General features: G+C 40.8%; 13 protein-coding genes. 4 read left to right on the top strand and 9 right to left on the bottom strand.

Features of this window, described 5'->3' with window-relative positions; translation table 11 throughout:
- Positions 1-23: 23 nt before the first annotated feature.
- The 4 genes from VIR50_RS06830 to hisG all read right to left on the bottom strand — a co-directional run bounded on the left by VIR50_RS06830 (position 24) and on the right by hisG (position 4,925).
- The gene (locus tag VIR50_RS06830; RefSeq protein ID WP_331934385.1) at positions 24-1,589 is read right to left on the bottom strand and encodes an acyl-CoA carboxylase subunit beta; all 1,566 of its coding nucleotides are present in this window, start codon (positions 1,587-1,589) and stop codon (positions 24-26) included.
- A gap of 124 nt (positions 1,590-1,713) precedes the next feature.
- Entirely contained in the window at positions 1,714-2,754 is a 1,041-nt protein-coding gene (gene hisC / locus VIR50_RS06835; protein WP_331934532.1) for a histidinol-phosphate transaminase, read from the bottom strand.
- A 7-nt stretch (positions 2,755-2,761) separates the two neighbouring features.
- The gene (gene hisD, locus VIR50_RS06840) at positions 2,762-4,045 is read right to left on the bottom strand and encodes a histidinol dehydrogenase (RefSeq protein WP_331934386.1); all 1,284 of its coding nucleotides are present in this window, start codon (positions 4,043-4,045) and stop codon (positions 2,762-2,764) included.
- A gap of 28 nt (positions 4,046-4,073) precedes the next feature.
- Positions 4,074-4,925, bottom strand: coding sequence for an ATP phosphoribosyltransferase (gene hisG / locus VIR50_RS06845; protein WP_331934387.1), 852 nt, complete (start codon positions 4,923-4,925; stop codon positions 4,074-4,076).
- A gap of 134 nt (positions 4,926-5,059) precedes the next feature.
- On the opposite strand from hisG, the gene VIR50_RS06850 reads away from it, so the two are divergent.
- Together VIR50_RS06850 and VIR50_RS06855 are read left to right on the top strand one after the other, a co-directional pair.
- Positions 5,060-6,247 carry an MltF family protein gene (locus VIR50_RS06850; RefSeq protein ID WP_414703537.1) on the top strand — a complete coding sequence of 396 codons (1,188 nt, stop codon included), beginning with the start codon at positions 5,060-5,062 and terminating at the stop codon, positions 6,245-6,247.
- 44 nt (positions 6,248-6,291) lie between these two features.
- Positions 6,292-8,496 (top strand): translocation and assembly module lipoprotein TamL, encoded by a 2,205-nt coding sequence (locus VIR50_RS06855; protein ID WP_331934388.1) that lies wholly within the window; start codon positions 6,292-6,294, stop codon positions 8,494-8,496.
- 9 nt (positions 8,497-8,505) lie between these two features.
- On the opposite strand, the gene VIR50_RS06860 is transcribed toward VIR50_RS06855, so the two are convergent.
- Positions 8,506-9,312 carry an MBL fold metallo-hydrolase gene (locus tag VIR50_RS06860; protein WP_331934389.1) on the bottom strand — a complete coding sequence of 269 codons (807 nt, stop codon included), beginning with the start codon at positions 9,310-9,312 and terminating at the stop codon, positions 8,506-8,508.
- Positions 9,313-9,397: 85 nt separating this feature from the next.
- On the opposite strand from VIR50_RS06860, the gene VIR50_RS06865 reads away from it, so the two are divergent.
- Positions 9,398-9,850, top strand: coding sequence for a hypothetical protein (locus VIR50_RS06865; protein WP_331934390.1), 453 nt, complete (start codon positions 9,398-9,400; stop codon positions 9,848-9,850).
- Positions 9,851-9,853: 3 nt separating this feature from the next.
- A complete protein-coding gene (locus VIR50_RS06870) occupies positions 9,854-10,738 on the top strand; it encodes a glycosyltransferase family 2 protein (protein ID WP_331934391.1) in 885 nt (294 codons plus the stop codon).
- Between the two features lie 46 nt (positions 10,739-10,784).
- Here VIR50_RS06870 and VIR50_RS06875 read toward each other — a convergent pair whose 3' ends face one another.
- The 4 genes from VIR50_RS06875 to VIR50_RS06890 form a co-directional block, all read right to left on the bottom strand.
- A complete protein-coding gene (locus VIR50_RS06875) occupies positions 10,785-11,096 on the bottom strand; it encodes a hypothetical protein (protein WP_331934392.1) in 312 nt (103 codons plus the stop codon).
- Positions 11,096-11,419: an amidohydrolase family protein gene (locus VIR50_RS06880; RefSeq protein ID WP_331934393.1), complete on the bottom strand. Its 324-nt coding sequence runs from the start codon at positions 11,417-11,419 to the stop codon at positions 11,096-11,098. Before VIR50_RS06880 ends, VIR50_RS06875 begins: the two co-directional genes overlap by 1 nt.
- Positions 11,420-11,608: 189 nt before the next feature.
- Entirely contained in the window at positions 11,609-13,051 is a 1,443-nt protein-coding gene (locus VIR50_RS06885; protein ID WP_331934394.1) for a carboxymuconolactone decarboxylase family protein, read from the bottom strand.
- Positions 13,052-13,058: 7 nt separating this feature from the next.
- Positions 13,059-14,003 (bottom strand): aldo/keto reductase, encoded by a 945-nt coding sequence (locus VIR50_RS06890; protein ID WP_331934395.1) that lies wholly within the window; start codon positions 14,001-14,003, stop codon positions 13,059-13,061.
- Positions 14,004-14,182 lie beyond the last annotated feature (179 nt).

The raw sequence follows: 14,182 nt of genomic DNA on the forward strand, positions 1-14,182 counted from the left end.
CTAATATTAATGTTCTGTATTAATTACATAGGCATGCAACCATGCTTCTTTGCCGGTAAACTTTGACGCTTGGTGGCCAATTGAGCTAAACCACGGCAAATACGAAAACGTGTATTCCTTGGTTCTATTACATCATCAATATAACCATACTGGGCTGCTTGGTAAGGATTAGCAAATAAATCTGTATATTCTTCCTCCTTCTGAGCTAAAAATGCTTTGACATCATCACCTGCTTCTTTTACAGCTTTAGCTTCCTTAGCTGCCAATACCGCTACCGCACCACTAGCACCCATTACAGCTATTTCAGAAGAAGGCCATGCAAAATTCAAGTCAGCACGTAACTGTTTACATCCCATCACAATATGAGAACCACCATAGCTTTTACGTAAAGTTATAGTGATTTTGGGCACAGTAGCCTCTCCATAAGCGTAAAGCAACTGTGCACCATGCAGAATCACTGCGTTATATTCCTGACCGGTTCCGGGCAAGAAACCGGGAACATCAACCAAACTTACAATTGGAATATTAAATGCATCGCAGAAACGAACAAAACGAGCACCCTTACGACTTGCGTTAGTATCAAGTACACCTGCGTAAGCAGAAGGCTGATTAGCTACAATACCTACACTCTGGCCATTAAAGCGGGCAAATCCGGTGATAATATTCTTTGCGAACTTAGCTTGAACTTCAAAGAATTCGTTATTATCAGTCAAAGCCGTAATCACCTTATACATGTCATAGGCTTTGTTAGGATCATCAGGAATGATTTCATTAAGACTATCCTCACAACGATCAATCGGGTCAGTACACTCTGTGCGAGGAGCCTCTTCTGTATTGTTGGAAGGCAGATAAGACAATAAAGTCTTAATAATTTCCATGGCTTCTTCCTCTGTTTTCGCAGTAAACTGAGTCACACCACTTTTAGTTGCATGTACACTGGCCCCCCCCAAATGCTCTGCATCTATGTCCTCACCTGTTACAGTCTTTACAACTTTAGGACCGGTAAGGAACATGTATGATGTATTTTCCATCATAAGAATAAAGTCTGTGAGGGCAGGAGAATAAACTGCGCCACCGGCACACGGGCCCATGATTGCAGAAATCTGAGGGATCACTCCACTCGCCAATATGTTACGTTCAAAAATTTCACCGTAACCGGCTAACGCAGATATACCTTCCTGAATACGAGCTCCACCTGAATCATTCATGCAAATAACGGGGGCTCCATTCTGCATGGCCATATCCATTACTTTACAGATTTTCTGTGCCATTGTCTCTGAAAGTGAGCCGCCATTCACAGTGAAGTCCTGAGCATATACATAAACAAGACGACCGGCTATAGTAGCACTACCAGCAACCACACCATCACCAAGGTATTGTTTTTTCTCCATTCCAAAATTATGGCAGCGATGGAGCTTAAACATATCATACTCTTCGAAGCTACCATTATCCACGAGCATATCTATACGCTCTCTCGCTGTATATTTTCCACGAGCATGCTGCTTCTCGATAGCCTTTTCGCCACCTCCCAAACGAGCTTGCTCCCGCTTGGCTATAAGTTCTTTAATTTTTTCTACTTGTTTTGTCATAATTCCTATTTTTCTAAATGTTGCAAAGATAGTAATAATAATTGAAACTAAAGAAATGTACGATATAATGCCTAAAAGTTTTAAATAATATTGATTTACAACATACTTAACCTTTGATTATCTCTCATGACTTATAACATCTGAGAGCTGCAAGTAATTCTTGGTTTTCAGATTTCATTCCCACTGTTACTCTTAAACAATTATCGCATAACTTAACTGAACTGCGATTTCTAACGATTATTCCTTTTTCTACTAAATAATCATAGATTTTTGAAGCGTCAGTCATCTTGGCTAAAAAGAAATTTGCATCTGTAGGATATACGTATTCACAGATTGGTAGCAGTTTAAATGCTTCTATTAAACGCGTACGCTCTGCCAAAATTAGACTCACCCATTTTTCAACCTGCAATGGATTGTTCAGGATTTGCAGAGACTCTTGCTGCGTAAGTGCATTGACATTATAAGGATACTTTACTTTGTTCAATAAGCCTATAATTTCCGCAGATGAGAAAGCCATACCCAAACGAATTCCGGCACATCCCCAAGCTTTACTTAAAGTATTTAACACCACTAAATTAGGAAAGTTCTCTAACTCCTTCCTAAAAGGCTTTTCAGAACAGAAATCGCTGTACGCCTCATCTATAACAACAACACCGTCAAAGCACTTCAGCACATCTACGATTGTTTCTCGTCTAATACAATTGCCGGTAGGATTATTGGGAGAACAAATCCACATTAATTTAGTATGGGAATCAATAGCTTCCAAAAGTGTTTCAGCCTCAATTTGGAAATTAGAATCTAATAATACAGGCCTATATGCTATATCATTAATCTCTGCGCATACCTTATACATTCCGTATGTAGGTTCTATTGCTACAACATTATCTTGTCCGGGAACACAAAATACCCGATAAAGTAAATCTATAGCCTCATCAGAACCATTTCCGAGAAATATCTGATTGGGCGATACGCTTTTTATCTTGCTAATATGTTGTTTTAAATCCTTCTGTAAAGGATCAGGATACCTATTTAACGGCGCATTGTAAGGATTTTCATTCGCATCCAAAAAAACATGGGCTTCATGTCCGCTATACTCGTCACGGGCGCTGGAGTAGGGAGCTAAGTCCAAAATATTCTTGCGGACAAGTTTTTTTATATTCTCCATCATAAAACTATTTTAAGTCATTCAGCCGAATTCTCATCGCGTTAGCATGAGCTTCCAACAATTCGTTTTGTGCCATTTCTACAACGGCACCGCCTATACTGAGCACACCTTGCTTATCTAAGTGTTGAAATGTGACTTTCCTCATATAGCTATCAAGGTTCACGCCATTATAGGCAACGGCATATCCGTGAGTTGGTAAAGTATGATTAGTACCACTTGCATAGTCGCCGGCACTTTCGCATGCGTAAGTGCCAAGGAAAACACTTCCAGCGTTTACCACTTTCTCTACTACATCTTCCCATTTATCAAATCCGAGAATAAGATGTTCAGGAGCATATAGGTTACTCAAATCAATAGCCTCTTCCAAGCTATGAACCAATATCATTTTTGAATTTGCCAAAGCCTTTACGGCTATATCTTTACGCGGCAGGCGTTCAAGTTGTATTTGAACTTCACTCGCTACCTCATCCAACATACGCTCTGAAGTACAAATCAAAAGGACCTGAGAATCTACTCCATGCTCAGCTTGTGACAACAGATCTGCTGCGATATAAGCGGGATTGCTTGTTTCATCAGCGATCACACAGACTTCGGAGGGTCCGGCCGGCATATCAATAGCAACATCATGCAAACTAACTTCTTGCTTAGCGGCCATAACATACTGATTGCCCGGGCCAAATATCTTATATACCTTTGGCACACTTTGAGTTCCATAGGCCATGGCACCTACAGCTTGAATTCCACCTATTTTAAATATCTTGCTGACACCGGCAATCTTTGCCGCCATCAGAATCGCAGGATTTACCTTTCCTTCCTTATTTGGAGGAGTACATAAGACGATTTCCTTACATCCCGCAATCTTAGCCGGGGTAGCCAACATCAGCACCGTGGAAAAAAGTGGAGCCGTTCCACCCGGTATATAAAGTCCCACTCGTTCTATCGCAATGCTCTTTTGCCAACATACAACACCCGGAGAAGTTTCTATCTTCCGGCTCTCCAAATATTGACTTTGATGGAACTTGGCTATATTATCATGCGCTAAACTTAGAGCAGCAATCAACTCTTGTGGCACCAACCGCTCTGCCTCATTCATTTCTTCTTCGCTGACGATGAGCGAGGATAATTCTACATGGTCAAATTTAGCTTCATATCGCAAAATAGCTTCGTCACCATTTTCTTTCACATCACGAAGAACTCCCTCTACAGTCTGTCTTAATTGCGACATTTCCAACTGCGGTCTCTTTACGATCTCCGCCCACTGCGCTTTCTGCGGGTACTTTAGTATATTCATCTTTATGCCTATTAAAACAAAGCTGTTACTATAAAATCATTTTTTCTATGGGAGTTACAAGAATACCTTGAGCGCCCAATTCTTTTAACTTACCTATGATTTCCCAAAAGCGCTTTTCATCAAGTACAGTATGGATAGAGCACCACTCATCATCAGCCAATGGGATAATAGTAGGGCTTTTAATGCCCGGCAAAACTTCTATAATTTCTTTCAGCTTATGCTTAGGCGCATTCATCATGACATACTTCTTATCTTGGGCAGATCTGACTGCTTCAAAACGGAAGAGCATTTCATTAAGGATGTTGAGTTTTTCATCATCCATATTTTTATTTCCTATCAGTAAGGCTTCGCTCTTAATCACCGTTTCCACCTCACGAAGGTTGTTACTAACCAACGTACTTCCAGAGCTGACAATATCAAATATGCCGTCAGCCAATCCGATACCCGGGCTAATTTCAACACTACCGGTTATAACATGGATTTTCGCATCCACCTGATTCTTTTTCAAGAATTGAGAAAGTATATTTGGATAAGAGGTCGCAATTTTCTTACCATTAAACCATTCCAAACCGTGATACTCAACATTCTTGGGAATAGCCAATGCCAACCGACATTTACTAAATCCAAGCCTGCTAACTATTTGAGCGTCTTCACCACGCTCTAAGAACTCGTTTTCACCCACGATACCTATATCAGCAACCCCATTTGCAACGCTTTGAGGAATATCGTCATCACGCAGATATAAAACTTCTAATGGAAAATTTGAAGACTGTACTAAAAGAGTGCGTTTACTAGAGCTGATTTTAATATCAGCCTCTGCTAAAAGAGCCATCGTGTCTTCATAAAGACGGCCTTTGGATTGTACAGCTATACGTAGCATATATGATACAAATTATTCTATTCGTTCTAAGATTCTATTTCATCAAAAAATATATGCAAAAATATAGATTTCCTAAAGAATTTCCAAATAAAGCCGTAACTTTGTACTTATCTCATCATGAGTTAATCATCTTTATGACATTTATATGCAATAAATATCTGCTGCTTTGCTTTACCTTAGCATTTGCCCTCATGGCATGCACCGACAAAAAAACAGAGCAGCTCACTCCTTGGGGAACAAGCCTCTCGGAAGATACCATATCCTATAAAGCCGACGCATTCTCTCTGTCGGAAATACAAAATAACGGTGAGTTGATTATGCTCACTATTTCAGGCCCCAATACCTATTATGATTATCGTGGCAAACACCTCGGTCTCCATTACCTTTTATGTGAACAATTCGCGCAAAAATTAGGCGTATCGCTCCGTGTAGAGGTCTGCAAAGACACCGTGGAAATGATCCAACGCCTATCTAATGGAGAAGCTGATATTATTGCTTATCCTTTAACTCATCATCATAAGCAACTGATTTTATGCGGTGTTCACACAGAAAATCCTATGGGTAAATGGGCTGTCAACCAAGACAACCAAGAGCTTGCAGACAAACTAAACCAATGGTTTCAACCCCAACTCATCGCAAAAATCCGAAAAGAAGAAAATTTCTTATTATCAACACGTAGTATTGTTAGGCACGTGTACTCCCCAATGCTGAACAGAGCTAACGGCACTATTTCACATTATGATAAATATTTCCTGCAATATGCGCCCTTAGCACGCTGGGATTGGCGTTTAATGGCCGCACAATGCTATCAGGAATCTACCTTTGATCCTCGGGCACGTTCATGGGCCGGGGCATGTGGTCTTATGCAAATCATGCCGGGGACTGCACGTCATTTGGGACTCCCACTTGAGAATATTTTTGATCCGGAGAGTAATATAGCGGCTTCCGCCAAATATCTTGCTGAACTCAGTCGACATTTTAAAGATGTAAGAAATCCGATAGAACAATATCACTATGTATTGGCAAGCTACAACGGAGGCTCCTTCCACATCAGGGACGCTATGGCCCTCGCACGCAAATATGGCAAGAATCCATATCGTTGGACTGATGTTTCCGAATTTGTTTTAAAATTACGCCAACCGGAATATTACAATGATCCGGTCGTAAAATACGGTTACATGCGAGGAAATGAGACGGTAGAATATGTACAACGTATTATTGCTCGTTGGCAACAATATCGCGGAGTCGCCAAACCGGGAACTTATAATTTTGGAAACATGACTCCCCAAAAGGCCTCCCGCCGCAATCGTTTTAAATTATAATATTGGGCTAAAATCCATATATACGCAATTTACATACAACAAATATGATAAAAAACGTTCAATCTTACATACTTATAGCTTTTATCTTTATCCTTTCTGCATGTGGCACAAGCAACGACATACCCGAAGGTTCATACTTATTACACAAAGTAAAGATAGAGTCTGACAGCAAAGAAGTTAACCCTTCTCTACTCACTCCCTATGTTCGTCAGCAACCTAAAAGCCAGCTGCTTTCATTCTTACGCTTTCCCACATCCAAGAAGCCATCAACAACAAAAGAAGAAGCCCGCTTTGACAGGTCCAAAGAGCGCCATGTACTATACGACTCGGTGCAAACCAATATCACAATTAACGACATGCAGAAAATGCTTCGTAACATGGGATATTTAAGAGCGGAAGTAGATACTCGCACGAAAATACATAAGAAGCATATAGACATCACCTACCAACTACACCCGGGTAGTCCGTTTTACATTAAGTCTGTTCATTACAATATCCCCGATTCCTTAATTTCACGTATTCTAAAAACTGAACCGACTCCTCCAAAGTCGCCTTCGATTATTGGTAGTTTGCAGGGAAAGCAATTCTCGGTAGAAGAACTGAATAATGAGCGTGACCGCATTACATCCTTATTGTTATCAAAAGGATATTATAAATTCCATAAAGACTACATAGAATACGAAGCCGACACCATAGACGGGAATCAAATTGATTTAATTATGAATCTTTTGCCATATCGTAACGAGAATGGTAAAATCGCCACTTTACATCCGTGCTATAAAATAGAGAGTATCAACTATACGAATATTGATGGTACCCCCATCCCCTTGAGTGAAAAAGTTCTACAAAACAATACTTCTATAGTTGTGGGGCAACCTTTCAACCATGAAGATTTGCAAAAGACATATAACCGTTTTGCCAAGTTGAGCGCTGTGCAATATTCCAATATCAAGTTTAATGAACTTCCTGACTCACTCTTGCTCGATTGCAACGTTTTACTACAAATGAACAAAACTCATTTGCTTTCCATACAACCCGAAGGCACTAACACAGCCGGTGATTTAGGAGCAGCCATGACGCTTTCTTATGAAAACCGCAATCTCTTTCATGGCTCTGAACATCTTACTTTACAAGTTCGAGGAGCCTATGAGGCTATCAAAGGATTGGAAGGTTATCAAAACGATAAATATGAAGAGTATGGAATAGAAGCCAAACTGCAAATTCCACGCTTCCTATCCCCATTCTTATCTAAATCCTTCAAACGAAAGAGTAATGCGACAAGCGAAATCTCTGTAAGCTATAATCTTCAGAACAGACCTGAGTTTCATCGTCGCTATTTCACGGGGTCATGGCGTTACCGATGGTCAGAACCACATCATTTTACAAGATACCGTCTCGACCTTCTCGACCTTAACTATATCTATATGCCATGGATAAGTGCTACTTTCAAACATGATTATTTAGACAATGCCAATAGCCGTAATGCCATATTGCGTTATAACTACGAAAACTTGCTCATCATGAAAGTTGGCTTTGGTTTCGCCTATAACAACGGAGTTGAAGCTATCAAGGGAAATATAGAGACATCGGGCAACTTGTTACAACTTAGCTCATCTATGCTTCGACTGAAACATGATGATCAAGGTCGCCATATTATCTTTAATACAGCCTATGCGCAGTATCTTAAATTTGACTTTGATTATACGAAACTCTTTGCTTTTGACAAGCAAAACAACTTGGCTATGCACATCGGCTTTGGCATAGCATGGCCTTATGGTAACAGCAAGGTCCTGCCATTTGAAAAAAGATATTTCGCAGGTGGCCCTAACAGCGTAAGAGGATGGAGTGTAAGAGAATTAGGACCGGGAACTTTCAAGGGAAAAGATAGACGAATAGATTTCATCAATCAAACCGGTGACATGAAATTAGACATCAATATTGAATACAGAACTTGGCTGTTTTGGAAATTTGATGGTGCAGCCTTCATTGACGCAGGTAATATTTGGACCCTAAGAAACTATGAGGAGCAACCCGGCGGACAATTTAAGTTCGACACTTTCTACAAGCAAATCGCCATGTCATACGGACTAGGTCTCCGATTGAATTTCAGTTATTTTATCTTACGTTTAGATGCAGGTATGAAAGCGCTGAACCCTGCTTACGAAACTCCCAAGGAGTATTTCACCCTCTTCCGACCCAATCTTAAACGTGATTTTACGTTCCACTTTGCCGTGGGGCTGCCATTTTGACACCCCCATTCAGCCCTTATGCAACTCATAAGGGCCTGAAGGCAATTTTCGCTTCAACACTTCTAAAGCAAAATCAGCAGGACCTATACCATACGAAGCCAATATTTGCTCTACCGTTTTGTATGCGAGGATAGGGTGATTGTTCTCCTCGCTCAAGTGACAAAGCCACACATGTTTCAAACGTGGGGTCGCATTCTCCGCGATAGCTTCACCACAAGCTGTGTTACTCAAGTGCCCATGACCACTTGAGATTCTATTTTTCAAATATTGGGGGTAGGGCCCCGTCTTCAGCATTTCCGTGTCATGATTGGCTTCTATGATTAAATAATCAGCACTGCTAATGAAACTTTTCATTTCATCGGTAACCTGCCCAATATCTGTCATGATACAAAAAACTATATCATGGTAAGTTATCTGATAGCCAACATTATCCGAACTGTCATGCGGAACTGTAAAAGGAATAATTTTAAAATCGCCAAGTACGAAAGATTCACTTGCCTGAATGACTTTGGCATTAGCTTGTGGAACTTTCTTTCTTACGCTATAGTTTACCTGAATTCCTGCGTGCACCTTCTCCGTAGCATATACTGGTATGCCTAAATCCGCACTGATATTTCCCACACTTTTAATGTGGTCAGCATGATCATGAGTAACTAATATATGATGAATAGAACTTAAATTAAGTCCAAAATCCCGCATTTGCTTCTTTAGTATCCTTACTCCAACCCCTGCATCGATTAACAAGCCTTCTTGCTCTGTATATAATAAATAGCAATTACCGCTGCTACCACTTCCGAACGAAATAAAATTGAGCATTATATCAATATTTTTGACAAAAGTAGAGATATTTCTTTAAATTACCAAGAAATTTAAATACCTTTGTTGAGATAAGTTTTAAATTATGTTGTATAAGCAAAGTATCTTTCTCGCGGTTTTATTTTTTCTTCTTGCATCGTGTTCCGACAGCATTGAAAAGAATCAACAATTAAAAATTATAGATGGCTTTGCCGAATCTTATTTCAATTATAATTTCCAGTCGGCAGCTAATTATTGTACTCCTGAATCTGGCAAGTGGCTCCGCTATGAAGCAGCTCAGATGAAGGAAGCCGACGTAAAACAGCTTGTTGCCAAACCGCAAGGCATAAGCTATAATATTCAATCTATAGAATACTCGACCGATACCTCTTCCTTCGTCACATTGGAAGTAAACGACTTATATACCACTTCCAATATCGACAGCGTAGGTTACGTAAAGAGTAACGTTATCTTCCGTCTTCCCATGATATACAGCGAAGATAAGTGGCAGGTCGATCTTGATAAGCCATTACGTCCCAAGCATCGTTCTAATTTATAATTTATGAGAAACGAGCTCTCCATATTGATTCCGGTATACAATGCGAATTGCCACGAATTGGTTGCCACATTGTCGGAACAGTGTAACCGGCTCAAGACTTTAAAATATGAAATCATCGTTTTAGACGACGCATCTGACGATCCCGATTGTCACCACCAAAGCATGGAAATCAACCAGATCCCGCAATGCCGTTATATTATTAATGGTAAGAACATGGGGCGAGCAGCAACACGTAATAAGTTGGCTGCGATGGCACAATTCAATTGGCTTTTGTTCATAGACGGCGACATGCGGGTATCAAAGGCTGATTTTATCACAAGCTATCTAAATCACAATACCGCCTCCTCACTTATCTATGGAGGATATGAAGTCATAGGAGAGTTTCCTGACAATCTTCGATGGCTCTATGAAAAAAAGTATTGGAGGAAACTTCACGTATTACAACAACCTAAACGCCATACTTATCAACAATTCAGGTCTTGTAATTTTCTGATAGCAAAAGATGTTTTCCGTTCACATCCTTTTAATAGTACTTTCATCCGTTATGGCTATGAGGATATGCTCTTTGCTAAAGAATTATATAATTCAGGCTTTGTTATAACGATAAGTGATAATCCGGTTGACTTTCACAAGTTTGAATCGAATGAAAGTTTTATCAAAAAGACAGAAGAAGGATTGCGTAATTTAAAAGCAAACGAACAAGATTTAAGACATGAGTCATTACTATTATATCTTGTTATATTCCTAAGATATAGTTATTTAGACGCTTTCATTAAATATATTTTCCACCTTAAAGAAAAGAGTTGGAGGCAGTCACTCATTATGAAGAAACCTAACTTATACCTATTCTACATGTATAAGTTAGGTTATTATTTATCCCTTACTTAGCACTGTTTGCCAAGAAACAGCACGCCCTTAACAGACGTATCTGCTTTTAGTTATCTCCCATGGAACTGAAACTTATGCTTTTACTAAATAACTGTTGAGCATTCTTTCCCAATATCATATCCATATAAGGATGTATATCTGTTTCCGATCCCAAATATCCTTTCATACGTTGAAGCCCGGCTGTCGCTGCTTGTGATACTACATAGGGATAATCCGAGCCATAAAGAAGATGATTAGGCGAGGTAATTGTGAGCAGCATACGTATAGCTTCAGGAGAATGAGAACCTGCCAAGTCATAATAAAGTGCGGATAGATTACGCTCCCAATTAATCTCTCCAATGAGTTTAGCACGCTGCATTACACCGCATGGCGTTCATTCAAAAAAGCCATGAGTGTATCTAATTCCGGCACACCAAGATATTGTCCACGAGCATTAGTTGCCAGTTTAATACCATCAGCATGGAGTGTATCAAGAGCATATCGTGCCTCTTCTATAGCTGCCTTCACGTCAGGTAGGGGTAAAGTGGCACACCAGAGGAATCTGCCGGGAAGTTCCTTTTTGACACGTGCAGACTCCATATTAATCTGACGAATGATTTTCTTACTCTCATTAGCGTCTCCAAAGTAAGGCTGCGGAGCAGCTAAAGTTAGGACGGAAGTCTTTACTCCTGCGTCATCCATCCACTTTAACTGGTTTTCCACATCCCACTTGGGAGTGGGAATCCCTCCTCCTGCAAGGCACCATGTTGAGTAAGAACACCAACATAGGAGCGTGGAATGATATGCGAATGCACGTCAATGACTGTTTGGCTAAATGCGGTATGAAGCAAGGGAGACATTAACAGCGTAATTAAGATAATCCTCTTCATTTTATTTCAGTTTATCATACTGCTCATTCGCGACAGCTTCCAGCCACTCATTGAAGGCTCCTTCCTCCACCTTAGCCGTATAAGTAAGGTGTTGAAACCAAGAATCACGGGCAGCACCGTGCCAATGCTTCACGCCTTCAGGAATGGCTATGACCGTACCCGGCTTCATCTCCACGGCCGGCTTTCCCCATTCCTGATACCAACCACGGCCAGCCACACACACAAGTACTTGCACACACTTATGATGAATATGCCAATTGTTACGGCAATGAGGCTCAAAAGTAACGTTATGGGGGCCACCATTCTGGCTGTTCATGTCGGCCAAATAACTATTTCCTATGAAGTATTGAGCATAAGCAGTGTTAGGTTCACCTTTAGGCCAAACACTAAAGTCTACGGTCGCAGCTGCCTCTATAGGCTCATTCAGCACCGTTGCAACAGCCTTTGCAGTGCGGTTAGCTTCAGCTTCGCCAACTTGTGAACGAAGAAGAACCGCTATGTCACGCAGTTGCGCGCCCGTAACTCCCATATTAAGGCTGCCCGACACATGGGCAAGCAATTGCGGTTCACAACCGGATAGAGCGGAAATAGCTCCGATAGTTACCAACTCACGATCTGCGAAAGAGAGTGTGCTACGACTGAAAATATCACCAAAGAGGTGGGCTTTGAGATAGTAATCTACTTGTGGGGCAAAGGTATAGTCAAACGGTTTGCCGCCACAGAGTTGTGTCTGTACGGTTGTTCCCGCCTTTAAAGCATCGTAATTAGCAGGCTGGGCAGGGGCTTCAACGCCCTTTTCAGTTGTCAGCCCTTTCTCCTCACGCTCCTTAATGACCTCCTGCAGCGCACTCAAAGCATTCAATGCTCGAGGAAATCCCGTATAAGCATAGAGCTGCGAAAGCGTTTCTTTAGCCTCACTTACGGTCAATTTATTGTCAAAACCTTTATTGAGGGCCACCTTGAGCCCCTCTATATCTCCCTTAGCTTCCATGGAAGCGATGAGAATAAGTGCTTGTTGACGCATTGTCAGTTCCATAATATTTTGATTCGTTTTACTTGTCATTCGTTTAAAAAGATTTGGCATATTATCCGTATCCAAGGGCATAAGATCGTTTAACTTCAATGATTTTACCATCTTCTTTGTATCCTGCTTGTAACGCAGGAAGTGTTCCGTATGGATATGGTGTTGATAGGCTTCAGGTGAAGCATAGATCTCTACAATGCGAAAACGATTTTTATCTTCTTTCATCTGATTGGGAAAGAGACAGATAACGCCCGCTTCCTCCCGCATACTGATTGTGGCAATTTCCTTACCTGCCTTAATATATTCATCTAAATATTGGGGATATACTTCTATATCCGCTATACGCACCATCTGTGTTTGCGCTTCTATGCCTAAAGAAAGCATTGTCATAAACGTCGTGAGGATAAGATTCTTTATCATTTTTTCGTTACTCCATCGTATGTTCCCACTCACCACGGGTGTCAATACCCGTAGCATTGGCGAGCAGTTCAAGTTGTTCAACATCTTCTTGTGACAATTTTATTTTGGCTGCATCCACAGCTTCATGCACATGATGTATCTTTGTGGCACCAATCAATGGCAATGCACCTTTGGCAACAGCCCATGCCACACCCACTTGTGAGCAAGAAATTCCATATTTCTCCCCAATAGTCTTCATGCCATTAGTAAGAGCTTCGAGTTTATCGAGGACCGAATTGTAGCGCTTACCACGGTCACTCTCAGCAGGAAGTGGATTCTCTTTATTATATTTTCCCGACAATGCACCTTGTTCCAAAACCATATACGCCCAAAACTCTATGTCGTTCTGCTTACAGTAATCAAGGATTCCTGCCTTTTCCGATGAGCGGTAGAGCAGGGAGTAGTGGTTTTGCACAGCTGAAATATGAAAGCCTTCTTTGGTAAGAATTTCATTGGCACGGCGTATCTCATCAAGATTATGGTTGGAAACGCCTATGCGCTTTACTTTGCCAGACTTCAACAGCGGAATCAATTCCGGCGTCCAACGCTCTACGTCCATCGGATTATGAATCCAATAAATATCAATATAGTTTAATCCCATACGTTCCATAGAGGCTTCAGCCATTTTCGTAACACTATTCTCATACATTTCCGCTATTTGGGGCGTGAACTTTGTTGAAACAAGTACATCTTCACGTCTGTGCTCTTTTACGAATGTACCGAGGATGCGTTCAGATTCTCCCATGCCATAAACTGTGGCAGTATCCCATAGATTCAGTCCTGCTTTCATCGCTGTTTCAAACACGGGACGGAGTGTACTTTCATCTGTTTTATTACCAAAAACACTGTCTCCACCAAAAGCTCCTGCTCCCCAAGCCCAAGTTCCCAAGGCTATTTTTGACTCATTCATCATAACTTTCTATCTTCAGTTTATGTTTATTTGTTTTATATTCCCATAATTGGTTTAAAATCACGGTGCAAAGTTAAGGCTGAAAATAAGAAGCCATAATAAATAATTTACGGAAATGCCTACCATTTTTGTGGATATATAACCCGAAATGCGTATCTTTAACCTCCGAAAAGAGAAAGGAA

It is taken from the genome of Prevotella sp., from assembly GCF_036570325.1.
Lineage (GTDB): Bacteria > Bacteroidota > Bacteroidia > Bacteroidales > Bacteroidaceae > Prevotella.